Consider the following 25,603-nt stretch of genomic DNA (forward strand, 5'->3'; position numbering starts at 1 on the left):
GTCTAACCCCCTATCCTCATATCGAAATTTTGCAACATCGCATTGACGGTTTCTTGTATCTGTTGATCGAACAGTGAAGGATAGACACCGACGAGCACAATCGCCGCCGCCAGCGTAACCATCGGCACAGCTTCAATCAAGCGCGCTTCTTTCAGCAGCTCAAAGCGTTCGGGTATCGGCCCGAACGTGATTTTCAAGACGGCCCGCAGCATATATACAGCCGCCAAAATAATGCCGATCATGCCGATTACCGTAACGGCCGGATGGGAATCAAACAGACTGGTAAACGCCATCAGTTCGGCAACAAAGCCCGAGAGCCCTGGCAGGCCAAGCGAAGCAAGACCGGCCAGCATTAATATTCCGCCTATAAACGGAATGGATTTCGCCAACCCGCCCAGTTCGTTCAACTCTGTCGAGCCGGTGCGCTCGACAATACTGCCGACCAGCAGGAACAAGAGCGCCGAAATCAAGCCGTGCGACAGCATCTGAAAGATAGCCGCCTTTACGCCGAGCACATTAAGGGCCGCGATTCCCAACAGGATAATTCCCATATGGCTGATGCTGGAATAAGCAAGCACAAGCTTGAATTCCGCCTGGCGGAATGCCAGCACCGCACCGTACAAAATGTTGATAACGCCCAACACGGCGATCATAAACGCCCACTCTTTCGTCTGACCGGGGAACAGTTCCATGCCGAAGCGAATTAACCCGTACGCGCCCATTTTCAACATAATCCCGGAGTGCACCATGACGATGGAAGGCGGCGCTTCCGCATGCACTTTCAACATCCAGGTATGGAACGGGAAGATCGGCAGCTTGATGCCGAAGGCGATCAGAATCATAAGGAACAACGCCCACTTCATCGTATCGCCAAGATGCATCGGATTCGGGAAGCCCGGCTGCAATTCCGCGCCATAATTAACGAGCGCTTGCGAATTGTTCAAGTTCTGCACAATTTGATCATAGTCGCTGGTATAATACGCCGTAGTTCCCTGCTCGCCCGGAACTGCCACAAAACCGGCCGTATTGATTAAAATGAGGAAAGCGATCAGCATGACCGCGGAACCGATCCCGTTATAGAGCAAAAATTTATTGGCCGCGCGTTCCCGTTCCTTGTATCCCCAAATGCCGATCAGGAAGAAAGTCGGCACCAGCACCAGCTCGAAAAAGATAAAGAACAGAATCAGGTCTCTGGCCATAAAGACGCCCAGCAAACCGATTTCCATAAGCAGGTACAGGATGTAGAACGTCTTCCACCGTTTCTTGATGTGCGCGGCGGCGAGCGCCGCCATTACAGAAACGAGCGCCGTCAGCACAAGCAAGACGAGGGACATGCCGTCCACAGCCATCTTGTATTGGATTTGAATGAAGTAATCGGATAAACCATAAATAAACTTGCCTTCTTGATTTAACGGAATATGCATCCATGTTACATTTTCCACGAACTGAACTTCGCCGGAATGCCGGTCGAATTGCGTAAACAACAGTATCGACAAAACAAGCGGCAGCAAAGTGGTTGCAATCCCGACAATCTTCAGCCAACGTCCATTGCCGCGCGGCATGAACAGCAAAACCAATATGCCCAGAAGCGGGGAGAAGGTAATCAGGGACAAAATCGGGATATTATCCAACATGGATGAACCTCCTTCCCACAAGTACGATCAGCAAAATCATAAAGCCGACAACGGTTATGAGCCCATAGGACTGCAGTTGCCCGTTTTGCATGCGGGCGTCCAGTCTGCCAAGAACAACCGCGATCAAGGCGACGAGGCGGACGATGCCGTCCACGATCAAATTGTCAAACCATTGCAACAAAAGCGCGATGAATCGCAAAGGGCGCACGATGACCGCCTGATAGATTTCGTCGATGAAATACTTGCGATGCACCAACGTATAAAGCCAGGGGACACGCGCGCTGATCGCGTCGCGCGCAATTGTTTGTTTCGCGTACATGAGCCACCCAAGCAAAATGCCCAGCAACCCGACCGCGTTGGACAAAATGAAGACCGTCCAATTTACCGTCTCCGCCATATCTTCCTGGCCGGTCAACCAAACAGCCAACCACGGGTTGCCCGGAATCAGCACGAAGCCCGCGGCAACCGCCAATACCGCCAAAATCACGAGCGGAAAGGTCATCGAAGCCGGAGACTCGTGCGCATGTTCCGTTTTTTTCGGCTTTCCGGCAAATACGAGAAAAAACAACCGCGACATATAAAAGGCGGTGAAGAACGCGGCGATCAAGCCGATCCAAAAGAGCCACCGATTGTTGTCGTATGCCTCCGCCAAAATCAAATCTTTGGACCAAAATCCCGACAGCGGCGCGATGCCGGATAGCGCCAAAGCGCCGATGCCGAACGTCCAGGCGGTGATTTTCATCTTTTTTCCCAGTCCGCCCATTTCATTAATGTCCTGTGTGTGCGCAGCATGAATCACGCTTCCCGCCCCCAGGAACAACAGCGCTTTGAAGAACGCATGCGTGAACAAATGGAAAATGCCGGCCGTATATGCCAACCAGGTTCCCAACCCCAAAGCCATCATCATATATCCCAGCTGGCTCACGGTTGAATAGGCGAGCACGCGTTTGATGTCGTTTTGCGCCACGCCGATTGTCGCGGCAAAAATCGCCGTAAAACCGCCCACTATCGCCACTACCGTCAGCGCCGTCGGTGAGGCCAGAAATACATCATAAGTCCTTGCCACCAAATAGACGCCCGCCGCCACCATCGTTGCCGCATGGATCAACGCACTGATCGGCGTTGGGCCCTCCATGGCATCGGGAAGCCAGATATGCAGCGGAAATTGGCCCGATTTGCCAACCGCGCCGACAAAAATGAGAATGGCGATCCATGTGACAATGTTGCCGGAAATCAAGTTCTGGCTAATCGCATTATGTATCGCGCTGAATTCAAGCAGATGATCCGGGATGTTCCAGTACAGAAGCAAAATCGCCACCAATAAGCCGACATCGCCGATTCGCGTAACGATAAACGCCTTTTTCGCCGCCGCTTTCGCTTCGGGTTTGAAATACCAGAAGCCGATTAAAAGAAACGAGCAAACGCCGACGAGTTCCCAGAAAATGTACAGCTCAATCAAATTCGCGGAAATGACAAGCCCGAGCATGGAGAATGTGAACAACGCCACATAGCTGAAAAAGACGTGAATGCGGTTGTCGCCTTGCATATAGCCTTTCGAATAGATATTGACGACAAAGCTGACAAACGAGACGATGACGAGCATCAACGCATTCAGATTGGTGATTTCATATCCGATCCGTACAATAAAGTCGCCGAGATGGATCCATTGCCAGCCATCCTGCGTATAGTCCTGCACGGATCCGCCCAAACGCTCGCTCCACACCAGAATGGACAAAACGAAGGCCACGAACGTCGCGATGATGCCGATGTATGCCCCATTCTCTTTTAGCATCCTGCCCGCGGCCATCAGGATCAGAAACGCCAAAAGCGGCAGCAACGGGATCAGCCAGGCCAGTTGTGAAAAAGTCGATTCCATGGAAATTTCCCTTCCTCCTCAACGTTTTGCGCAGCAAGACATCCGCAAAAGCGCATTTCAGTGCTTCATTTCATCCATTTCCGTGACGTCGCTTGTTCCCTTGTTGCGATAAAGCGAAATAAGGATCGCAATGCCGACGGCGGCTTCAGCCGCGGCAACCGTAATGTTGAATAAGGAAAAAATTTGTCCCGTCAACGAGGGATGTTCCCCCAGTTTTGCGAAGGCGAGCAAATTCAGATTGACCGCATTCAGCATCAATTCGATGGATAACAGGACAATGACGGCGTTCTTTTTGGAAAGCGCGCCATACAAGCCGACGCAGAACAAAATGGCCGCAAGGATCAAATAGGATGAAATCAAACCGTTCATCGTTATTCATCCTCCCTTTTCGCAATGACAATAGCCCCGATAAACGCCACGGTCAACAGTACGGAAACAATTTCAAACGGAATCACATACCGGTTGAACAAAAGCTCGCCGATTTGCAGCGTGTTGTTTTGCGCCGGGTGAAAATCCTGCGCCCCGGGAAATGTGGAATTGCGGATCGCGTAAAACAATACGCCAAATAACGCTGCCGACCCGATCAACAGCAACGCCTGGTGCCACGGACGTTTCGGCTGTTCCTCATCCTGATTGTGCTTTGTCAGCATGATGCCGAATATCATCAAAATGGAAACGGCCCCGGCATAGATCAGCACTTGTACGAACGCGACAAATTCCGCTTCCAGCAAGACATATAGCCCGGCTAAACTTAAGAAGGTAAACGCCAGCGAAATGACCATATGCACGACTTTTTGAAAATTGATCATGAAAATGGCCCCGCTGATCACGCAAATCGAAAAAAAGGTAAAGACAAGCGTTTCACCGTGGCTGAAAAAATCGATCAGATTGCTCATTCGCTTTTCGTTCCCCCTCTTGCCTTGGCGGCGAAGGAATTGTTGTCCTTGCGAACGTTCTTGTTGTTTTTGTCCAACCATTCCATGTTTTTGAACAGATCGTCCCTGCTGTATGTCGCCAATTCGAAATTGTTCGTCATCAAAATGGCTTCCGTCGGGCAAACTTCCGTGCAAAGGTCGCACAGAATGCACAGCTCGTAGTTGATATCATATGTGGAGATGACTTTCCCTTTCTTTTCCGGATCGGGGTTCGGCTTTCCGGTCAAATTGATGCATTGCGTCGGGCAAATCTTTTGGCATTGATAACAAACAATGCACAGATCCGGCACAAAATGCTGGACGCCGCGGAAGCGATCGGGCATTTTGATTGGTACATCGGGATATTTGGTCGTTACTTTCTCCTGAAACATCGTCTTGAAGGTAACTCCCAACCCTTTCATGAGGCCCTTCATCCTGGTTCACCCCTTATGATGAGTAATCATATTATTTGACAAGCTCAAGCACAAATGCGGTCACGAAAATATTGATGAGCGAAAGCGGAAGCAACCATTTCCAGCCCAAACCCATCAATTGATCAATACGCAAGCGCGGCATCGTGGTCCGAACCCAGAAAAGGACAAAGACGACCGCGGCAAATTTCAGCAAGAACCAAATGATCCCCGGGATAAATTCAAGGAACGGCGCCGGCGCGTGCCATCCGCCCAAAAACAAGTGCGTCGTAAGCGCGGCAATCGCAAACATATACACGTATTCAGCCAGCATAAAAAACGCCCAACGGAAACCGCTGTACTCGACAAAATAACCCGCTACAAGTTCGGATTCCGCTTCCGGCAGGTCAAACGGCGTACGGTTCAACTCGGCGATCGCCGCCACAATAAACACGCAAAATCCAAGAATTTGCGGGATGAAATTCCAGTTCCAAAAGTACCCTTCCTGACCGGCAACGACGGTCTTTAAATCCATGCTGCCGCTTATCATGATCACACCGACGACCGACAGCACAAGCGGAATTTCATAGCTGATCATCTGCGCCGCGGAGCGCATGCCCCCGATCAGCGCGTATTTGTTGTTGGAAGCCCAGCCCCCCAGAATAATACCGATTGTGGAAATTCCCGACAACGCCACATAATACAACACGCCGACATCCAGATCGGCAAAATGGATGGTGGAAGTATAAGGAATCGTCGCCAGCACGACAAACGACGGCACAAACGTGATTACGGGAGCCAGAATAAACAGCGCCCGGTCCGCATTTTGCGGAATCGTATCTTCCTTGATCAGCAATTTTAGCACATCAGCCACGGTTTGCAGCAATCCGAACGGGCCGACGCGGTTTGGGCCGATGCGCGCCTGCGACCAGCCGATGACTTTGCGTTCCGCCAAAATCGCCATCGTCACAAATCCAAGCACGAGAAACAGCAACACTACGGCAAAGATAAAATAGATGGCAAAATTGCCGAACGTTAAATTTTTCTCCAGCAGGGATTCCATCAGCCGTCAACCTCCCCAAGGACAATGTCGATTCCGCCCAAAAACGTGATGACGTTCGCCATTTGCTCGCCGACCAGCAATTTCGGCAAAATCTGCAGATTCACAAAGGAGGGGCGGCGGAATTTCAACCGGTACGGTTCCTGTTTGCCTTTTGACATAATGTATGCGCCGAGTTCGCCGCGCGGCGACTCGATCGCCACATAGGTTTCGCCTTCCGGCGGGCGGATGACGCGCGGAACTTTGCCCATCGTTTCGCCCCCTTCGGGAAACTGTTCCAGCGCTTGTTCCAGGATGCGCAGGCTTTGTCTGATTTCTTCCATGCGGCAAACATAGCGGTCGTAGCAGTCCCCGTTTTTGCCAACGGGCACATCGAATTCAAAACGATTGTATATGGAATACGGTTTGTCCTTGCGAAGATCCCACTTGACGCCCGTGGAACGCAGATTTGCCCCGGATAAACCGTAATCGATGGCTGTCTTGGCGTCATACGCGCCTACGCCTTTGATTCTGGCCAGAAAAATTTCGTTGCCGCTTACCAGGTCGGCATAAACATCCAGCCGGCCTTTCATGTATTGCACAAATTGCTTTACTTTCTCGATCCAGCCTTCGGGCGCGTCCCATTTGACCCCGCCGACGCGCATATAGAAGTAGGTCAACCGCGCGCCGCAAAGTTCGTTAAACAGATTGACGATCATTTCCCGGTCTTTGAACGCGTACAAAAACGGGCTCATCGCGCCAATATCCAGCAAATAGGTGCCCCACCATACCAGATGGCTGGCGATTCGCTGCATTTCCATCACGATCAGACGCAAAAATTCGGCGCGTTCCGGGATTTCCAGATTCAGCATCGTCTCGACGGCATGGCATAAAACATAGTTTCCGGTCATGGCCGAAACGTAATCCATACGGTCCGTGTAGGGAATAATCTGCGTGTAGTTCAAACCTTCCGCCAATTTTTCCGTACCGCGATGCAAATAGCCGATTACCGGATTCGCTTCCGTAATCACTTCGCCATCCAGCTTCAAAATGATGCGAAACACGCCGTGTGTGCTGGGGTGCTGCGGCCCGACATTCAACAGCAGTTCTTCTGTTCTGATCAATGCTTACACCTCCGGATCGACTGGTACATAATCCTTGCGCAACGGATGCCCGACCCAATCATCGGGCAGCATGATTCTGCGCAAATCGGGATGTCCCGGAAAGTCGATGCCCAACAAATCATATATTTCGCGCTCATTCCAGTTTGCGGCGCTCCAAATTGCCGTCACGGAGGAGATGCTCGGCCGATCGCGATCCGTTTTCACTTTCACGCAGTATTCGCGTTTGGATACGAGCGAAAGCAGATGGTAAGCCACTTCCATATGCGTTTCCGCATCGATCCCGGTCATGTTGCGCAAATAATGCAACTGCAGTTCGTCATGATCGCGCAACAGACGCGCGACCTTGTCCCAATATTCCGCTTTGACATAAACAGTCGGCAAATGTTTGCTGAGTTCGTTGACTACCGCCGATTCCACCGCCTCTTCGCCGACCTCTTCCTTGATGATCTGCACCAGGCGATCAAGCCGCGGCTGCTCCGGCGAAGGTTCCTTCGGCGCCGCGTTTTCTTCCGCCGCTTTGCGGGCCGCCCTTTCTTTCGCCCGCGCTTCTCTGGCGGCGGCTGCGGCATCTCCGGCCGCCGGCGTTGCTCCGGCATCGCCTGCGGCTGCGGCCCGCGGCGGTCTGGCCGGTCGCTCCGGCTTCTCCGATGCAGTCTCTGCGGCATCTCCGGCTGCCGCGGCGGGGGCGGCTCCCGCCGCTTTTTCATTGGCGGTTCCGTCTTGCATGACAACCGCTTCCGAACGCGGCGGTCTGCTTGTTTCCGCAGCCTGTTCCTTCAATTGTTGCGCGGAATTTTCCGCCTTCTCCGCTTGCGGTTGTTTCTGCTCATCGCTCATAAATTGGTCACCTGCCTGCCCGTTTTCGCCTCATAACGAATCTTCTCCTGCAGCTTGTTGATGCCGTATATAAGCGCTGCCGGGTTCGGCGGGCAACCCGGTATATAAACATCGACGGGCACGATTTGATCGACGCCTTTCACGACGGAATAAGATCTGACATAAGGTCCGCCCGCGGTTGCGCACGAGCCCATCGCAATCACCCATTTCGGTTCGGGCATTTGATCGTACAATCTGCGCAACAGCGGCGCCATCTTTTTCGTTACGGTGCCAGCCACGATCATGACGTCGGACTGCCGCGGCGAGGCGCGGAAAATGACGCCGAAGCGATCCAGGTCATAGTGTGAGGCTCCGGTACCCATCATTTCGATCGCGCAGCATGCTAATCCAAAAGTAAGGGGCCACAGCGAGTTGCTGCGCGCCCATCCTTTTAATTCATCTAAAGTTACCAGAAGTACGTTGCGGGATAATTCCTGTTTTTCCTCCAACGTAATTTCCGTCAAATCGATGTCCATTGCAGCACCTTCTTTTTCCAGGCATAAATTAACCCCACAACAAGCAGGGCTACAAAGATCAACATTTCGATTAAGGCAAACATCCCCAATTTATGGAAGGCAACCGCCCAGGGGTATAAAAAGACAGTCTCAACGTCAAAAACAACAAACATCAAGGCGAACAAATAATAGCGGATGTTGAATTTGACCTGCCCCAGCCCCACAGGTTCGTTGCCGCTTTCATACGTTGTCGCTTTTTGCTCGCTCGGTTTGTTCGGACGAAGCCATTTGCCGATCGTAAGCGCTACAACCGGAAGCAAAATGCCAAGCGCGATAAAGATGATCACAATCACATAGTTATTCGTATATACCGGCATTGTATCCCTCCATTGTTTGGAGTATGAAAAGTGCTTAAACCCCTAAATATTATAGCAAATGGTATTTGTTTAGTCTATGATCTGCATCCAACAAAAGAAAATACGGCTGACAGGCGGAAAAAACAACGAAAGGCCGCCCCGGTTCATGCGGGACAGCCTTCTACACATCGCGTTATCTATAGTTTCCATGCGCCAGGACAAAACCCGCTGCTTTTAGGCGGTCAGCCTCCAGCGCCTGCGCTTTGTAGACGTTAAGCCACACCGCATAGCGCTCCTTGCGCAACGATAAAACGGGTGGATCGCCTTCCACGCCTACCCGTTCAACGCTAAAATGTTGGCTCCCCTCCCTGCGTAACTCGAGTGCCCCCCTAGATAACCCATCCACACACCGCTAACGGACGTAACTGAGGCTATTTGCCGAAAAAAGGCTGGGCAAAAATTTTAACGGACGCCACAGCGGCTATTTGCCGTTTTTTTACCTGAATGCCGCACAAAGTGCTAAAATAAGCGCGCCTGCGTCCGTTAAACTTGAAAACCGGGCGTAATACCCAAAATAGCCTCTGTCACGTCCGTTAGAACTGGAAGCCCACTACCACGTCCGGACTGAATTTCCTTGAATTTTACCTATAATGCACAATTGCCGATATAGCGCCCCATGCTGAGCGTGATTATGCCTATAACCGCAAATATGCGGATATACGGATCCACGCGGGGTGAACAGGAGCCCATAACGGCAAATATGCCGATATAGCGCCTCGTACCGAGCGAGATGGTGCCTATAACAAAAAGGGCTGTCCGTCCGGCATGTTTCGGCCTACTTGGACAACCCTGCAATTTCGTTGCTTCATCTCTATATTACGCAATATTCAATCAAGCTTCCGGCCGCTGACGGTAAGCCGGTTGATCGCCTTCTGCAGTGCCAATTCGGCCCGGCGGAAGTCGTATTCGTCCTTTTTGCCTTGCAGCCGTTTTTCCGCACGTGCTTTTGCGGCCAAGGCGCGCTCCACGTCAATCTCGTTCGGGAGTTCCGCCGACTCGGCCAGAATGACGACCCGATCTTTGCGCACCTCCAAAAATCCGCCGTTAACCGCAATCAACTCTTCCTGGTTGCCCCGCTTTACTTTAACCGGAGCAATCTTGAGCGGGGTGACAAGCGGAATATGGTTTGGCAAAATACCGAGTTCGCCAGCCGCCCCTTTCACGACGACCATATTCGCTTCAGCGGAATACGCTTTGCGCTCGGGGGTGACAACTTCCAATATAAGAGTGCTCACTTTCATTCCTCCCCGGCGAATCTTTATTTAGCCATTTGCTTTGCTTTTTCCACCGCTTGCTCAATCGTGCCGACATACAGGAAGGCGGCTTCCGGCAAATCGTCATGGCGGCCTTCCAGAATTTCTTTAAAGCTGCGCACCGTGTCTTTAACCGGCACATAGACCCCGGGATTGCCGGTAAACTGCTCGGCGACGTGGAAATTTTGCGACAGGAAGTTTTGCACTTTTCTCGCCCGTTGCACAGTCAGCTTGTCTTCATCGGACAATTCGTCCATGCCCAGAATGGCGATAATATCTTGCAATTCCTTGTAGCGCTGCAAAATTCGCTTGACGCCTTGGGCGACTTCGTAATGTTCCTGCCCGACGATTTCCGGAGTCAGAATGCGCGAGCTGGACGCCAACGGGTCGACGGCGGGATAAATCCCCATCTCGGAAATTCTCCGTTCAAGGTTCGTCGTTGCGTCCAGGTGGGCAAATGCCGTCGCCGGAGCCGGGTCCGTGTAGTCGTCGGCCGGAACGTAAATGGCCTGGATGGAAGTGACGGAACCTTTCTTGGTCGATGTGATCCGTTCTTGCAGTTGGCCCATTTCCGTTGCCAGAGTCGGTTGATAACCAACGGCGGACGGCATGCGTCCAAGCAACGCGGACACTTCCGAACCGGCCTGCGTAAACCGGAAAATGTTGTCGATAAAGAGCAGCACGTCTCTGCCTTCTTCATCGCGGAAATATTCGGCCATCGTCAAACCGGTCAAGGCGATGCGCAAACGCGCTCCCGGCGGTTCGTTCATCTGGCCGAACACCATGGCGGTTTTCGAAATAACGCCGGAATCTTTCATTTCATGATACAGGTCGTTGCCTTCGCGGGTACGTTCGCCGACGCCGGCGAAAATCGAATAACCGCCGTGTTCCTGCGCGATGTTGTTGATCAATTCCTGAATCAGGACTGTTTTGCCCACACCGGCGCCGCCGAACAATCCGACTTTGCCGCCTTTGGAGTAAGGCGCCAGCAGATCGACGACCTTGATGCCGGTTTCCAGCATTTCCGATTGCGTGGACAATTGCTCAAATTTCGGAGCCGGACGGTGAATCGGCAATTGCGTGGTCCGATCAACATCGCCCGCATTATCGATCGTTTCTCCAAGCACGTTGAAAATACGCCCTAATGTTGCCGGGCCTACCGGCACGGTAATCGGTCTGCCGGTATCGACAGCTTCCATTCCTCTCGTAAGGCCGTCCGTAGACGACATGGCCACGCATCGGGCCACGTTGTCGCCCAAGTGTACGGCAACTTCAACCGTCAATTTGATTTCCGGCTGGCTTTCCGATGCAGGCTGCGATATTGTGATCGCATTTAAGATCTCAGGCAGATTCCCGCGTTCGAATTCGATATCGACAACCGGGCCCATTACCTGAATGATGCGGCCTTTGTTCATCTTTTTCCCTCCTAAAAGCTTTGCTTAAGCATTGCCGCGAGTAAGCATTCGCCAAACGCTTCCGAAAAGAAAGCGGCGCTGTAAGATTAGACTTGCGCGTTAGCCCCGGCGACGATTTCCGATATTTCCTGGGTAATAGAAGCCTGGCGGGCGCGATTGTACTGCAGCGTATACGTGTTGATCAGCTTGGTCGCATTCTTCGCGGCGTTGCCCATTGCGGTCATCCGCGCCCCGAATTCGCTTGCCTTCGCTTCCAGCACCGCGCTGTAAATTAGCGTCTCCGCATAACGGGGCAACAGCGCTTCCAGCACTTCTTCGGGAGACGGTTCGTATTCATAGCTTGCGCCCACCCCCTCAGGCTTCACCTCAGCAAGGGGAAGAAGGCGTTTTTGCTCCGGTTTTTGCGAGATGGCATTGATAAACCGGTTGTATACGATCACCAGTTCATCGCATTGTTCCGTTTCATAAGCGCGCACCGCGGCGTTGGCGATTGCCCGAATGTCCGAAAAACGGACAAAATCCGGCAGACCCGTCAACTCTTCGGCGATCCGGAAACCGCGTCTCTTAAAGAAGTCGCGGCCCTTGCGACCGATCACAAACAGGATATATTCATGTTCCGATTTGTGTTTTTCGCGGATCGTTTGCAAGATGCCGCGCAGCAAATTGGCGTTGTAACCGCCTGCCAGGCCGCGGTCTGAAGTAATAACCAGATAACCGGTCTTCTTCACTTCCCGCGTTTGCAGCATCGGGTGTTTGATCCCTTTTGATCCGGCGGCGATGCTGGCGATAACCTCTTTCATCTTATCGGAATAAGGACGGGAAGAAACTGCCGCATCCTGCGCCTTTTTCAACCGGGATGCCGCGATCATTTCCATCGCTTTGGTGATTTGCTTCATGTTTTGCGTGCTTTTGATTCGCCGCTTGATGTCGCGCATTCCTTTAGCCATACTTTATTCACCGCCTTGAAACTTGAGGTGCACTCAAGCCAAACTCATGTTTAAGAAATCCAGTTCTTACGCGGAAACGGCGAAACCTTTTTTAAACGTCTCGATCGCTTCCTTAAGCGTCTTTTCATTGTCTGCCGTCAAGTCCTTGGTATCGCGAATCGACGCGAACACCTGCGGGAAACTTGAATCGATGAATGACAGCAATTCTTTTTCAAAGCGCAGCACATCTTCAACCGGAATATCATCCAGATAGCCTTTAACCGCCGAGTAGATGCTGACTACCTGTTTTTCAACCGGCATCGGCACATTGACGCCTTGCTTCAGGATTTCCAGAGTGCGCGCGCCTCTTGTCAATTGCGCTTGCGTCGCTTTATCCAGATCGGAAGCAAACTGCGCAAATGCCGCCAACGAACGATATGCCGCCAAGTCCAACCGCAGCGTGCCGGCAACCTTCTTCATCGCCTTGATCTGCGCGGATCCGCCGACGCGGGAAACGGAAATACCGACGTTGATCGCCGGACGTTGGCCGGAATAGAACAAGTCGGATTCCAGGAAAATTTGTCCGTCGGTAATGGAAATCACGTTGGTCGGAATATAGGCGGATACGTCGGACGCCTGCGTTTCAATAAACGGCAGCGCCGTCAGCGATCCGCCTCCCAATTCGTCGCTCAGCTTCGCGGCGCGTTCCAACAAGCGGGAGTGCAGATAGAATACGTCGCCGGGATACGCCTCGCGGCCCGGAGGACGGCGCAAAAGCAAGGACAGTTCGCGATAGGCGGCGGCTTGTTTGGACAAGTCGTCATAAATCACGAGCACGTGTCCTCCGTTATACATGAAATATTCGCCCATCGCGCAGCCGGCGTATGGCGCAAGGAATAATAGCGGCGCCGGTTCGGACGCGCTGGCGGTTACAACGATCGTATATTCGAGCGCGCCATGGCGGCGCAACGTTTCCACAACTTGCGCAACCGTTGATTGCTTTTGTCCGATGGCGACGTAGATACATTTTACGCCGTTGCCTTTTTGATTGATGATCGTATCAATCGCGATCGCCGTCTTGCCGGTTTGCCGGTCGCCGATGATCAATTCGCGTTGGCCGCGGCCAATCGGCACCATGGAGTCAATCGCCTTGATTCCCGTTTGCATCGGTTCATGCACCGATTTCCGCTCAATCACGCCTGGGGCACGGGATTCAACCGGGCGGAATTGTTTCGTCTCGATCGGGCCCTTGCCGTCAAGCGGTTGTCCAAGCGGGTTGACGACACGGCCGAGGAGCTCTTCGCCAACCGGCACTTCCATAATGCGCCCCGTTCTGCGGACCTGGTCGCCTTCGTGAATGTCTTTGTAGGGGCCGAGAATGACAATACCCACGTTGTCTTCTTCCAGGTTCAGCGCCATGCCCATCACGCCGTTGGAGAACTCGAGCAGTTCTCCCGCCATGGCGTTCTGCAAGCCATGGGCGCGGGCGATGCCGTCACCGACCGTGATAACGGTACCGACATCGTATACTTCAATTTCCGATTTATATTGCTCAATCTGCTGTTTGATCAGCGTGCTGATTTCTTCCGGTCTGATGCTCAAACCATCTCACCCCTGACTAGATTGCTTTCGATTCCGTCAAACCTTTTTTCAAACGTTCCAATTTTCCGGATAAGCTGCCGTCGTACAACCTGTCGCCGATACGCACCTTTATTCCGCCCAACAGCGTCGGGTCCATAACCGTTTGCACGCGGATTGTCTTTCCGCACAATTTGCTGAACTTGTCGGCAATTTCCTGAACCTCTTCGGCGGAAACGGGAAACGGGGAGGCGACAATTGCGTCCGCGCGACCGAGCGCGTCATTGGCCGTTTGCACAAAAGCGTGATACAGTTCGGCCAACATGGCGCTTCTGCCGCGCTCGAACAAGAGATTGACAGTGCGCAGGAGAGTTTCGTCCATTTCTCCTTTGAAGACTTGTTTGACCAATTCCGTTTTGGCTGCCGCATCGATGTTCGGGTGCCGAATGATGCGCCTGAATTCCGGATGCGCGGACACCGTTTCAACAAGAAGCTTCAGCTGTTCCTCGACAAGAGCCTGACTGTCATGCTCGCGGGCAACTTCAAACAGCGCCCGGGCATATCTTCTGGCTACCACGCCATCACCTGTCATAGCTTGTCTCCCACCTCATTCAAGTAGTGGTTGACAATCTCCGCCTGCGATTTCTCGTCGATTTGTTTCTCGATAATTTTCGAAGCAATCAGCACGGACATGGCGCTGACCTGGCTGCGCAATGCGGCAACCGCCTTGTTCTTTTCGCTCTCGATATCTTTCAACGCTTCCGCTTGCAGGCGGGCGGCCTCATCTTTCGCTTTCCGGATGATTTCCTCCGCCTCGCGCACGCTGGTCGTCTTGGCCCGCTCGATGATCTCGTAAGCGTCCTGGCGCGCCTGATTCAGGACCTGCTTTTGCTCCTCCAGCAGCTTTTCCGCCTGCACGCGGTTTTGTTCAGCGGTCTTGATGTCACTCAGTACGCGCTCGCGGCGTTTTTCCATAATGCCGAACAACGGTCCGAACGCTTTTTTCTGCAAAAAATAATACAGGATGCCGAACGCTATAATGGCATACACAAATGTCGTCCATTCAAAAGACAACTTGGAGTCACTCCCTTCTTGGCTACTCGCGGAAAAAGCAAAACGAAGGCGTGGAAGGCTCTTCCTTCCGCGCCGTTTGGAACCTTACAGTACAAATACAAAGAGCAGTGCGAATACGAGAGCAATAACCGGAAGGGCTTCGACAAGACCGATACCGATAAACATCGTGGTTTGCAATGTCCCGCGCAACTCAGGCTGACGGGAAATGCCTTCCAATGCCCGGCCTACGATCAAACCGTCGCCGATACCTGCTCCCAATGCACCCAAACCAATCGCAATTGCTGCCGCCAGAAAACTCAAATCCATGGTAAATCCTCCTCAAATATAATTAGTAGTTTTTTGTTTAATGCTCTTCATGCGTTGCCAACGCCGTAGATAAATACACCATCGTCAAAATGGTAAACACAAACGCCTGAATTGCGCCTACAAAAATACTGAATCCCTGCCAGGCAATAAGCGGAATGATGCCCACGAATCCTGCCGAAATAATAACCGAGATCAGCACTTCACCGGCATAAATATTGCCAAAAAGCCGCAAACCAAGCGTTAAAAACTTCGACACTTCTTCAATAATCGAAATCGGCAAAAATACCGGGTTTGGCGATACATAATGCTTGAAATAGTTTTTGGCGTTGCGCGTAATTCCCAAAAAGTGGACCATGAAAATGACCATGAACGATAGCCCCATCGTGGTCATTACGCTGGCCGTGGGCGATTTCCACCAAACCAGGGAGACGCCCTCATGGCCTTTCGCAGCCGCAGCGGCAATGTCAGCCTGGGAAACAACCTCCAGACCAAAGATGGAAAACGGCTTTGTATGTTCGGTCACGATCGAGAACGGCAACCCCAACAGATTTCCGATAAAAATGAACATAATCAGGGTAATCCCCAGCATGATGAAGGACTTTCCTTTTTTCATATCCATTGTGCTGGCGATTAAACCCTGAACAAATTCAACAACCCACTCGAAAAAATTTTGCATCTTGCCGGGATTTTCCGCCGACAGTCTGCGCGTACCCGCCCAGGCAAGGATGTACACGATGATTGCGGTAACGGTGATCATAATGATGCTCGCCAAATCAAACTTGATGCCAGCCAAAGTGATTATCGGTGATTCATGCATTGAACAGATTTCACCCCTTTCCGCAGGAAACCATAGTGCTTGCAAGTCCATGAACTTGAACCGGAACCATAACAAAGCTCCGGCTCGTTGCTATCAGCCGTGTCGATTTCTTATATTAGCAATAATGCCCAGTAGGAGTGTTACCAATTGCGTAAAAAATAATCCCGCCAGCGTCGTGGAAAATGCAATGTCTTCGGCTTCAAGCGAAACCAGGACTGCCAATAACGAAATTGCCGCTCTCGGAACAAAGCCGATATTGACTTTCTTGCCGGTCTTGCGAAGAACAGCATCCGCCGCCAGACGAATCTTCAAAGCCAAATACATCGAATTGATCCAACTCGCCGCCGCACCAAGCAACAGTCCGGCAAAATACGAATGGTAACGCGGAACGGCAAACCATCCGAGCAAGCAAATTCCCAGAAAAACAAGGGATACTTTGCTAACCGCTTTCAGATGGGCGGAAAATTCATCCATGACGGTCCCCCATGAATCTTCTCATGATCATTACCACGCTCGCAATTCCCGCGAGAAGGCCGGCCATGATTCCGATCACTATCCAATATTGATGGCTCGTCCAAGCGGCAATCGTCCGGCCGCCGAAAAACCCCGCAGCCATAAAAACGGCCAGATCAACTCCAATCGCGCCGACAAGCGACGCGGCCAGCCATGGATTCTTATCCGGCTTTTCATTCATGGGAAAAATCACTCCACGGGAAGCCTGCCAGGGGAAAAACACATTTTTTCACGAACCCTCATTTATTTTATCGAAGTGAACTTCGGTTTGTCAATTTGAATAAATTTAAACATTTCGTGAACGTAATTTGAAAAACCGCATAAAATCAATGATTCCGGCCGACGGCAACTGTACAGTGCAACGAAACGGTGTCGGCAAAACCGCTGCACGCCGTCAAGTTGCGCAAAAAGGCCGCGGCTTGTCCGGACTTAGCCCGTGTCCGTACAAAATCGCCTGGACAATTCGCCGCGAAGCTTGTCCGTCTCCATACGGGTTTGCCGCTTTGCTCATCTTTTCATATAAAGCGGGGTAGGTCAGCAAGGCCGCGGCGCGATCATACACCCGCTCTTCAGCGGTCCCCACCAGTTCGAGAACACCCGCTTCCACGCCTTCCGGCCGCTCGGTCGTATCCCGCAAAACAAGCGCCGGAATGCCGAATGACGGCGCTTCTTCCTGAATGCCGCCGGAGTCCGTCAAAATCAAATGCGTATGCGGATAAAAGTTGTACAAATCAACCACATCAAGCGGTTCAATCAGGCGAATGCGCGGGTGGTTTCCCAAAATCTCATGGGCGGGTTCCAGCACGGCCGGATTCGGATGAACCGGGTAAACGATCCGCACGTCGGTAAATTCATCGGCGATTCGCCTGACTGCCCGAAAAATGCGGCGATGCGGCTCGCCCTGCGCCTCGCGGCGGTGCGCCGTCATCAGAATTAACCGGTTGCCGTTAGCCCAATCCAACACCGGGTGCGTAAAGTTGTCTTTAACCAAATATTGCATCACATCGGTAATCGTATTGCCGGTCACAAAGATCGCCGCTTCCGGCTTGTTTTCCTTGCGCAGATTGCCGGCCGACCACGCGGTCGGAGCGAAATGCAAGTCAGCGAGCACTCCCGTCAATTGCCGGTTCATTTCTTCCGGGTATGGCGCCATCTTGTTCCATGTACGCAAGCCGGCTTCCACATGCCCAACCGGAATTTGCTGCATGAAGGCGGCGAAACTTGCCAAAAAGGTCGTAATCGTATCCCCGTGCACGAGGATCAAGTCCGGCTTGGCCTCCCGCAAAACCGGCTCCAGGCCTTGCAGCACCCGGACAGACAACTCGTTCAGCGTTTGCCTTTCCCGCATCACGTTCAGATCGTATTGCGGCTTAATCCCGAACAGATGGAGCACTTGATCCAGCATTTCCCTATGCTGCGCCGTCACGCAAACAATCGGCTCCATTTCATCCTTATGCTTGTTCATTTCGAGCACGAGCGGAGCCATCTTGATTGCTTCCGGACGCGTGCCGAAAATGGCCATCACTTTTAACTTGCCGCGCATGTTCTACTCTCCAGTCTATTTCGTGCCGAACAGCCTGTCGCCCGCGTCTCCCAATCCCGGAACGATATATCCGTGATCGTTCAGACAGTCATCGATTGCCGCAACATAAATATCGATATCCGGATGGGCTTGCTGCACCGTCTTGATGCCTTCCGGCGCTGCGATCAGGCACATCAATTTGATTTGCGTACAGCCTCTTTTTTTCAGCATTTCAATAGCGGCGCTGGCGGAACCCCCGGTCGCCAGCATCGGATCGATCACGATCAACTCCCGCTCCTGCACATCGGTAGGAAGCTTGATATAGTATTCAACAGGCCGCAGCGTGTCGGGATCGCGGTACAAGCCGATGTGCCCGACTTTCGCCGCCGGCAGCAGTTTCAAAATACCGTCAACCATGCCGAGCCCGGCCCGCAAAATGGGAATAAGCCCAAGCATGCGCCCGGAGATGATTTTCCCTTCGGCAACCGCCACGGGTGTTTTCACTTGCGTTTTTTCCAACGGGATGTCGCGTGTAATTTCATACGCCATTAATGTCGCAACTTCATCAACAAGTTCGCGGAATATTTTCGTATTTGTTTCCTCGTTGCGGATGAACGTCAGCTTATGCTGTATCAGCGGATGATCACAAACGAAGATTTTGCCCAATGCTGCTCCTCCCAACGTCTTTTATGGCAAAAACACATTTCAAGCCTTGTCCATTATATCATTCCGCGCGCCCGCTTGCACATAAGAAAAAACCCCCGAAAATATCGGGGGATGGCGGTGCAAGCGTTAGTCAAATTCGATCGTGATTTCCTGTGTTTCCTGATCCCACGTCACTTTTGCGCCCAACTTTTCAACAACAAACCGCAAGGGCACAAAAGTGCGTCCGTTTTTGATGACCGCCTGTTCGGGCATTTGAACTTTTGCGCCGTTTACGATAGCCGTTTGATCGTTTGGCCGTACGACCACCTCGTTGCCGTTTGCCGTAAACGTGATTTCATGCGTTTCCTGATTCCAGACAGGCTCGGTATCGGCAACTTTACTGATAAATTTGACCGGTATCATCGTGTTGTTATTTGTGGTTATATAGGGCGGCTCATCCAGATAGACGATTTCGTTTCCCACAGTGGCAAAACCGTCGCCGATCGTCACGTTGCCTGTGCGCTTCAGATACTGTTCCGCAAAGAAGCGGATAATCGAGTGATCGCCCAATTGTTTGATTTTGGTCCGGTCGGTTAAATCTTCAATGGACAATGCGTTCGCAAAATCGGCTTCCGGCAGGGAAACATCCTGATTGATATTCCAGTTTTGCGTTTCGATGTTCAACTTCAGTTTTACCACATCTCCCAGTATCGGCTGGGATACGCCCAAATCGATGTTGACGTTGGCTCCGACGGTATGCGCGTCCGGTGTAAGATACAGATCGGCCTGCGTCAGAAAATCGACGTTCGCGCCCGTCTCCTCTTCGATTTTTTGTTCGTTATATTGGTCCAACTCCGCTTTCATGTCAAGCAGAAAATTACGAAAATCCTCTATTTCCGCATCCAGTTCTTCATCGGTCAGGGCGTCCGCCGAATCGCCCTCCACAATTGCGGAAAACTCTTTCGCCATCGGCTTTAACCCGTCGTATTCAGCCAAATTGCCCAAGAAGTACGAAACAAACGAAATGATATCGTCAACCGTCAGTTCAACATGAATTTGCTTGACGCTTTGCGTTCCTTCCGGCGTAGTAACATTCACAAATCCGCGGTCTTCGATTTTTCGCAAGTTGAAGTTAAACTGGTCAAGATAATCTCTGAATGTGTCGGCAAAAAAGCCTTTTAATTTCGCAGTCATTTCCTTGGAGTCGAAAGAACCCGCCAAATATGCGGCGAATTCCGGATCGGACGGACTGATTTTAATATACCGATCCTCCGATGATGTGCGGGCGTATATTTCATCATCTTTTGCAAAAATTTCTAAAAAGGGATCTTTGTCGCTTTTCCAATATTTCGAGTTCTTCAGCGGGGCCGGGTCGACAAAACTAAATTTTACGTAAATATCTTGCTCTTTCGTCGTTTTCTGTTCAATGATGATTCCCGATTTTAACAGTTCGGAGACCATGCCGGTTACTTCCTCATCTACGCTGCCATACGCTTCTGTGATTTGATCCGGAATTTGCAAGTCTATCTTCAAAACCATTTTCGATTCCACAGAATCTACCAACAAATTATTCAGCCAGGCATCCTTTAAAGCAGGTGACGTCGAAGAGCAGCCAACTAGCAGCAGCATAAGCGCTAATGACGCCAGTAAAATTTTTTTCACAAAGGTTCCCCTCCCATTATCGATACACTACCATAAAATGCCACCCGCAGCAGACACCATAACTTTATCATGTTCCATTTCAACAAACAAGGAAAAAATAGGCAGCCCTGATGGCTGCCTATAAGATAAATTTACTTTATTAATTTTTATCTTAAAGATGTAATGAGTAGCCAATGTCACTAGCGTTGCATCAAACTTTATTACAAAAATTTTGTTAGAACCTCGATGCAACGTTAGTGAGCTAATGTGCTTCTAAAACGCAGTTGGTCAAGGATATTGACGTTTTACAAGCAAATAAAGGATTCTAGTATGAACAAAAATAGAACGCAATAGCACTTGAAGAAAAAAGAGAGCGCTTCTCAGAGCCGTCAGCTTTTTTTGAACATCTAGTGGAACTTGGGATTTTCGCATACAAATAAAGTCTTTAGCGGGCAATTTGGCCGCCTGTTAGGCAAGGAGTATATATTTTGTAATCAATCTAGAAATCTTACAGCTTCGCTAGGTCTGCCAAAATGACGTTCATTACTCCAGTCGGCACACGTGCCATGCTGTTCTCGGCAACTTGCTTCAGGGTATACATGCTCATAAATTTGAGCATGGGCCCTTCAAACAGATGCGGCAAATGCTTACGCAACACTTCCGTTGCAGCCTCATCGTTCAAAATATCGTTCAATACTGTATTTTCCGTATAATCGGTATGGAACAGATCCGCGTTTTCATAACGAAAAATATAGGTGCCCGATCCGACGACGAGTTTGACGCCGCCATCGTACTCCGATAAGGACATGATGCCATCCACAGTATCTATCGGCTTACCTCCTTCCATCAAACCAGAGGCTGACGCGCCTTTTAATATAACTTCCGCCGTCGTATTCGGGGGAACGATCACATTCACTTCGATCTGGGCGCCATCCACCTTCCAGCCTGACTCTATTTTTCCGTACGGGGAAATATGAGACGCCTTGGCATAGGAAATCGCCTTGGTTCCAAATAATGGCTCGATATGAATCCGCTTGAATGCAGGAACAGAAGGATCCATGTCCAAGCCGGCCATTTTTCGGTACATCCAGTCTCCGATTGCACCGTATGCGTAGTGATTGAACGAATTCATATCGTCACTCCAGAACGAGCTATCTGGTTTGATGCTGTCCCAATGCTCCCAGATCGTCGTCGCACCCTTAGACACCGAATACAGCCAGCCCGGGTAGCTTTCCTGAAGGAGCAGCCGAACTGCGGTGTCGTGATATCCGTGGTTTGACAACGCGAAGCATAGGTACGGCGTGCCGACGAAGCCGGTCATTAGATGATAGCCGTTCTCCACAATCAAAGCGTTGAGATCTTTAGCCACGCGCGCGCGAACGCTCTCCTCCGCCAAATCGAACATTAGCGTCAGCACATGCGCTGTTTGCGTGGGTGCTGCCACTCTTCCCGACGCAGTGAGGAACTCCTCCTGGAACGCACGGACTACGCGTTCATGTAGTTCCCCGTACTTTGCTTCGTCTTCTTTGAATCCCAAAACTTTCGCCGCCTCACGAACCAATCGTGTCGAATAGGCGTAATACGCGGTGGCGATAAGCTCGCGCGGGGTAGCACCCACATAACTGTCTTCGTTCGCGTCGAGGCCGAGCCAATCTCCGAAGTGAAATCCTGTGTCCCAGAGATACTCATTTTCTCCCTGCGCTCGGATATATTCCACCCACGCTTTCATGCTTTCGTATTGCTCGGAGAGCAGACGCTTGTCGCCGTAATATTGATACACGGTCCAAGGGCATATGACTGCGGCATCCCCCCATGCGGCGGAGCTTGCCCCCTCCGCCACATTGGGAATAACGAACGGCACGCCGCCATCCATATACTGCTCCGCCTTCAGATCGTGAAGCCACTTCGTGAAGAAGGGAGCGCCTTGAAAATTGAATAGGGCGGTACTGATGAACACCTGCGCATCCCCCGTCCAACCGAGCCGTTCATCCCGCTGAGGGCAATCGGTCGGCACGTCTAGGAAATTACCCCGTTGGCCCCATCGGATATTGCTCTGCAACCGGTTCACCCGGCTGTCCGAGGTCTCAAATGAGCCCACCGATTCCATATCCGAATGCAGAACTTCCCCAACGAAAGCGTCTAACGGCAGTGAATCGCTAGGATAACCTTCCACTTTCACATAACGAAATCCCATGAAGGTAAAGTGCGGAGCATAACTCTCAATTCCAGCGCCCCTGGCAGTATACTCTACAGTTTGATTCGCCAAACGGAGGTTGCCGAAATAGATATTGCCCTCCTTATCCAGCACTTCGGCATGCCGTAAAACGATCTTCGTACCCGCTGGGGCCTGCACGTTCATTCGTACGCGTCCCACCATGTTCTGACCCATATCAAGTACATGATCACCAGCCGGTGTGATGAAGGCAGATACCGGCCGGATCTTCTCAGTGACACGTGTTGGCCAGTTTTCCTGTGGCACTAAGATGTGCATCGGCAAATCCAGCACCTCAGCGGCAATCCACGTCTCGTCCTCGAACTCGCTCTCTGTCCAGCCGTCCTGCTCCAGACGCGCGTCATATGTTTCTCCGTTGTAGATAGTAGCGTACAAAACCGGGCTCGTGGCACATTTCCAAGAAGCGTCAGTGGCAATAACTTCTTCGGTGCCGTCTTCATACTGAACATGCAATTGTAACAACGCAGCGCGACGATCTCCGTATTTGAAATTCTGATTTTCGAATCCCATACCGCTGCGATACCAGCCATCACCAAGATGGATGCCGATCACATTGTAACCGGGCCGTAGAAGTCCCGATACGTCATAGGTTTGATATTGCAGTCGATACTGATAGCTGGTCCAGCCGGGAGCCAGCACGTCATCCGACACCCGCTTGCCGTTCGCGTATAACTCGTACACCCCTGCAGCTGTGGCGTAGATGCGGGCAGTAGCGATCCCATCTTTTAATTCAAAACTTTTGCGAAGCAAAAACGCCGCTTCCGTCTGGGGATCGATTCTCGAAGCGTCCGGCGTTATCCATTTCGCTTGCCATTCCACCTCGTCCAACAGTGTCGTCTCGAACCAAGCTGTCACGCTCCAATCCGATTCGTTTCTCTCGGTATCCCACACTTTTACTCTAAACGCATAACGTGCCCGGGACTGCAAGGTGGGGCCGGCATATTGGACTTGTATGGAGGCGTCGCTTTCCGTATAGCCGGAATCCCAAATCGGCGCGCTGAAATCCCCATTCGCACCGGAGACGACTATCCGATATCCCTTCTGCAACGTGCCGCGCCGGTCCGAAAGCAAACGCCAACCGAAGCGCGGTACTCGAGTCCCAATCCCCAACGGATTATGCCGGTATTCGCAGGTCAGATCTGTTACTTGTAAAACACGCATAAATATTGTTCCCCCTTTTATGGATGGTCCCGATCCGAAACCTTCTCAGCCTTTGACTGAACCGCTGGTCATACCTGCCACAATTTTCTTGTTGAAAAAGAGAAACAGCAAAAGCGGCGGAATCGTGATCAGTAAAATGTCCGTGAATAGCAAATTCCACTGCGATATGAACTGACTGGTAAAATTATATAACGTTAGCTGTACTGTAACATTTTTTGATCCCGGCAAGAAATACAATGGATTAGTAAAATCGTTAAAAATGAAAACCGATTGCGTCACGATAATTGTGGCGGTGACCGGCTGTAACAAGGGGAAAATGATCGTGAAGAACAGCCGGTATCCTCCAAATCCGTCCACAACCGCGGCTTCATCGATTTCACGCGGGATTGTAGCCATAAATCCCCGATAGAGCAACACGCAGAAAGGAAAGCCGAGCGCGACCTCCACAAGCACCAAACCTGTCATCGTTTTGAAGAGATGAAGTTCATTTAGTACCCATATAGTCGGCACGATCGCGGGAGGAATGATCAGACCGGACAGAACGAAGAAGCTGATCCACGGTGTTGCCTTGTCTTTCCGGCGCTGCATTACGAAGGCGGCCATCGAACTGACGACAACCATCGCCATTATGGACAAAACCGTGAGCACCGAACTGTTCCAAAGCGCGCGAACCAGCATAAAATCACGAAAAGCGATAACGTCCTTAATGTTCTGCCACAACTGAAAATTCGAAGGCCATGCCAGATTCATTTCGGAAGCTTCCTGTGCGCTCTTCATAGCGGTCAGCATAACAAAATACAAGGGGACCCAGAAAATGACAATGCTTGCGAGCACGGCCACCACTTCGATGATTAATTTGCGCAGTTTGCGGCTCATAGGTCCACCTCTTTACGCGTGAGATATCGAGACAACGGATATACGATGGCGGTGACAAACAAGAACAGGATGACATTGCCTGCCGTAGCCAATCCGTAAAATCCGCCCTGATACTGTTTATAAATAATGGAGGCAATCACGTCAGTCGCGAAGCCCGGGCCACCTCTGGTCATTGCCCAAATCAAGTCGAACGACCGCAAACCGCCAATGAAGGCGAGAATGATGACCGCGTTCGTCGCTGGACGGCTGAGCGGCACGATGATGTTCCAGAACTTGTTCCAGGCGTTCCCGCCGTCAATCTGCAGCGCCTCGTAGTATTCCTGTGGAATTGCCATTATTCCGGCGATATAAATGACTGTAGCCAAACCTACTCCCTTCCACACATCTACCCATGCGACCGACAAGAGCGCGATCCGCGTGTCTCCCAGCCAGTCTGGACCTTCGATGCCGATCCGAGCCAAGGCCATATTGAATAGACCCGTTGTAGGATGCATCATCATGCTAAAGGCGATGCCGACGGCAATTGTACTAACAAGTGTGGGAAAGAAGACAACAGAACGGAGGTAATCTTTCGTTCGGATATTGCCGGTCAGGAACACGCCGAGTAGCAATCCCCCGACGACCTTTAAGGAACAGGTGACCACCGCGTAGACGAAAGTGTTTCTGAATCCAATGCTAAGCGAAGGCTCTTGAAAAAAGGTGATGAAGTTTTCTAGCCCGATATATTCCCAATCCGAAAGCGTCCATCGGGTCATGCTAAAAAAGAAGGACATGATGGTCGGCACAATGAAAATGATTATATAGATAATGGCCGCGGGCAGCAAAAAGTTGTAGGTATATATTCTTTTGAATACTTTAGTCAAACCCAATCCCTCCCGATGGCAACCAGCAGTTTGCCC

26 protein-coding genes are annotated in these 25,603 nt (G+C 51.3%); all 26 read right to left on the minus strand.

All coding sequences use genetic code 11. The features are described from left to right. Positions 1–2 precede the first annotated feature (2 nt). The 26 genes from VF260_13185 to VF260_13310 all read right to left on the minus strand — a co-directional run bounded on the left by VF260_13185 (position 3) and on the right by VF260_13310 (position 25,567). Complete coding sequence (locus VF260_13185) at positions 3–1,634, minus strand: NADH-quinone oxidoreductase subunit M (GenBank protein HEX7058135.1); 1,632 nt, start codon at positions 1,632–1,634, stop codon at positions 3–5. Beyond that, positions 1,624–3,510, minus strand: a complete 1,887-nt coding sequence (nuoL, locus tag VF260_13190) for an NADH-quinone oxidoreductase subunit L (protein ID HEX7058136.1) — start codon at positions 3,508–3,510, stop codon at positions 1,624–1,626. The genes VF260_13185 and nuoL overlap by 11 nt, the downstream gene beginning before the upstream one ends. A gap of 57 nt (positions 3,511–3,567) precedes the next feature. After that, positions 3,568–3,879, minus strand: coding sequence for an NADH-quinone oxidoreductase subunit NuoK (gene nuoK, locus VF260_13195; GenBank protein ID HEX7058137.1), 312 nt, complete (start codon positions 3,877–3,879; stop codon positions 3,568–3,570). Positions 3,880–3,881: 2 nt separating this feature from the next. Beyond that, positions 3,882–4,406 (minus strand): NADH-quinone oxidoreductase subunit J, encoded by a 525-nt coding sequence (locus tag VF260_13200; GenBank protein ID HEX7058138.1) that lies wholly within the window; start codon positions 4,404–4,406, stop codon positions 3,882–3,884. Next, positions 4,403–4,858, minus strand: coding sequence for an NADH-quinone oxidoreductase subunit NuoI (nuoI, locus tag VF260_13205; GenBank protein HEX7058139.1), 456 nt, complete (start codon positions 4,856–4,858; stop codon positions 4,403–4,405). Before nuoI ends, VF260_13200 begins: the two co-directional genes overlap by 4 nt. A gap of 31 nt (positions 4,859–4,889) precedes the next feature. Then, complete coding sequence (nuoH, locus tag VF260_13210) at positions 4,890–5,897, minus strand: NADH-quinone oxidoreductase subunit NuoH (protein ID HEX7058140.1); 1,008 nt, start codon at positions 5,895–5,897, stop codon at positions 4,890–4,892. Beyond that, the gene (locus VF260_13215; protein ID HEX7058141.1) at positions 5,897–6,997 is read right to left on the minus strand and encodes an NADH-quinone oxidoreductase subunit D; all 1,101 of its coding nucleotides are present in this window, start codon (positions 6,995–6,997) and stop codon (positions 5,897–5,899) included. Before VF260_13215 ends, nuoH begins: the two co-directional genes overlap by 1 nt. A gap of 3 nt (positions 6,998–7,000) precedes the next feature. After that, positions 7,001–7,834 (minus strand): NADH-quinone oxidoreductase subunit C, encoded by an 834-nt coding sequence (locus VF260_13220; GenBank protein HEX7058142.1) that lies wholly within the window; start codon positions 7,832–7,834, stop codon positions 7,001–7,003. Next, complete coding sequence (locus VF260_13225) at positions 7,831–8,349, minus strand: NADH-quinone oxidoreductase subunit B family protein (protein HEX7058143.1); 519 nt, start codon at positions 8,347–8,349, stop codon at positions 7,831–7,833. The genes VF260_13220 and VF260_13225 overlap by 4 nt, the downstream gene beginning before the upstream one ends. After that, positions 8,334–8,705, minus strand: a complete 372-nt coding sequence (locus VF260_13230) for an NADH-quinone oxidoreductase subunit A (protein HEX7058144.1) — start codon at positions 8,703–8,705, stop codon at positions 8,334–8,336. Before VF260_13230 ends, VF260_13225 begins: the two co-directional genes overlap by 16 nt. A gap of 866 nt (positions 8,706–9,571) precedes the next feature. Beyond that, positions 9,572–9,979: a F0F1 ATP synthase subunit epsilon gene (locus VF260_13235; GenBank protein ID HEX7058145.1), complete on the minus strand. Its 408-nt coding sequence runs from the start codon at positions 9,977–9,979 to the stop codon at positions 9,572–9,574. A 23-nt stretch (positions 9,980–10,002) separates the two neighbouring features. Beyond that, positions 10,003–11,412: a F0F1 ATP synthase subunit beta gene (atpD, locus tag VF260_13240; GenBank protein ID HEX7058146.1), complete on the minus strand. Its 1,410-nt coding sequence runs from the start codon at positions 11,410–11,412 to the stop codon at positions 10,003–10,005. Positions 11,413–11,498: 86 nt separating this feature from the next. Then, positions 11,499–12,359: an ATP synthase F1 subunit gamma gene (atpG, locus tag VF260_13245; protein ID HEX7058147.1), complete on the minus strand. Its 861-nt coding sequence runs from the start codon at positions 12,357–12,359 to the stop codon at positions 11,499–11,501. Positions 12,360–12,425: 66 nt separating this feature from the next. After that, positions 12,426–13,940 carry a F0F1 ATP synthase subunit alpha gene (gene atpA / locus VF260_13250; protein HEX7058148.1) on the minus strand — a complete coding sequence of 505 codons (1,515 nt, stop codon included), beginning with the start codon at positions 13,938–13,940 and terminating at the stop codon, positions 12,426–12,428. Positions 13,941–13,956: 16 nt separating this feature from the next. After that, the gene (locus VF260_13255; protein HEX7058149.1) at positions 13,957–14,508 is read right to left on the minus strand and encodes a F0F1 ATP synthase subunit delta; all 552 of its coding nucleotides are present in this window, start codon (positions 14,506–14,508) and stop codon (positions 13,957–13,959) included. Then, the gene (gene atpF, locus VF260_13260; protein ID HEX7058150.1) at positions 14,505–14,990 is read right to left on the minus strand and encodes a F0F1 ATP synthase subunit B; all 486 of its coding nucleotides are present in this window, start codon (positions 14,988–14,990) and stop codon (positions 14,505–14,507) included. Before atpF ends, VF260_13255 begins: the two co-directional genes overlap by 4 nt. Positions 14,991–15,074: 84 nt before the next feature. Then, positions 15,075–15,296, minus strand: a complete 222-nt coding sequence (gene atpE / locus VF260_13265) for a F0F1 ATP synthase subunit C (GenBank protein HEX7058151.1) — start codon at positions 15,294–15,296, stop codon at positions 15,075–15,077. Between the two features lie 37 nt (positions 15,297–15,333). Then, complete coding sequence (gene atpB / locus VF260_13270; protein HEX7058152.1) at positions 15,334–16,113, minus strand: F0F1 ATP synthase subunit A; 780 nt, start codon at positions 16,111–16,113, stop codon at positions 15,334–15,336. 93 nt (positions 16,114–16,206) lie between these two features. Further along, positions 16,207–16,587: an ATP synthase subunit I gene (locus VF260_13275; GenBank protein HEX7058153.1), complete on the minus strand. Its 381-nt coding sequence runs from the start codon at positions 16,585–16,587 to the stop codon at positions 16,207–16,209. Continuing rightward, on the minus strand, positions 16,580–16,807 hold the full coding sequence (locus tag VF260_13280; GenBank protein HEX7058154.1) for a hypothetical protein: 228 nt from the start codon (positions 16,805–16,807) through the stop codon (positions 16,580–16,582). The genes VF260_13275 and VF260_13280 overlap by 8 nt, the downstream gene beginning before the upstream one ends. A gap of 213 nt (positions 16,808–17,020) precedes the next feature. Continuing rightward, positions 17,021–18,169, minus strand: coding sequence for a UDP-N-acetylglucosamine 2-epimerase (non-hydrolyzing) (wecB, locus tag VF260_13285; protein HEX7058155.1), 1,149 nt, complete (start codon positions 18,167–18,169; stop codon positions 17,021–17,023). Positions 18,170–18,184: 15 nt separating this feature from the next. Further along, on the minus strand, positions 18,185–18,814 hold the full coding sequence (gene upp, locus VF260_13290; GenBank protein HEX7058156.1) for a uracil phosphoribosyltransferase: 630 nt from the start codon (positions 18,812–18,814) through the stop codon (positions 18,185–18,187). Between the two features lie 126 nt (positions 18,815–18,940). After that, entirely contained in the window at positions 18,941–20,455 is a 1,515-nt protein-coding gene (locus tag VF260_13295; protein HEX7058157.1) for a copper amine oxidase N-terminal domain-containing protein, read from the minus strand. 487 nt (positions 20,456–20,942) lie between these two features. After that, positions 20,943–23,828: a family 78 glycoside hydrolase catalytic domain gene (locus VF260_13300; GenBank protein HEX7058158.1), complete on the minus strand. Its 2,886-nt coding sequence runs from the start codon at positions 23,826–23,828 to the stop codon at positions 20,943–20,945. Between the two features lie 45 nt (positions 23,829–23,873). Then, the gene (locus VF260_13305) at positions 23,874–24,704 is read right to left on the minus strand and encodes a carbohydrate ABC transporter permease (protein HEX7058159.1); all 831 of its coding nucleotides are present in this window, start codon (positions 24,702–24,704) and stop codon (positions 23,874–23,876) included. Next, positions 24,701–25,567 carry a sugar ABC transporter permease gene (locus tag VF260_13310; GenBank protein HEX7058160.1) on the minus strand — a complete coding sequence of 289 codons (867 nt, stop codon included), beginning with the start codon at positions 25,565–25,567 and terminating at the stop codon, positions 24,701–24,703. The genes VF260_13305 and VF260_13310 overlap by 4 nt, the downstream gene beginning before the upstream one ends. Positions 25,568–25,603: the final 36 nt, after the last annotated feature.

This window comes from Bacilli bacterium, from assembly GCA_036381315.1.
Classification (GTDB): domain Bacteria; phylum Bacillota; class Bacilli; order Paenibacillales; family KCTC-25726; genus DASVDB01.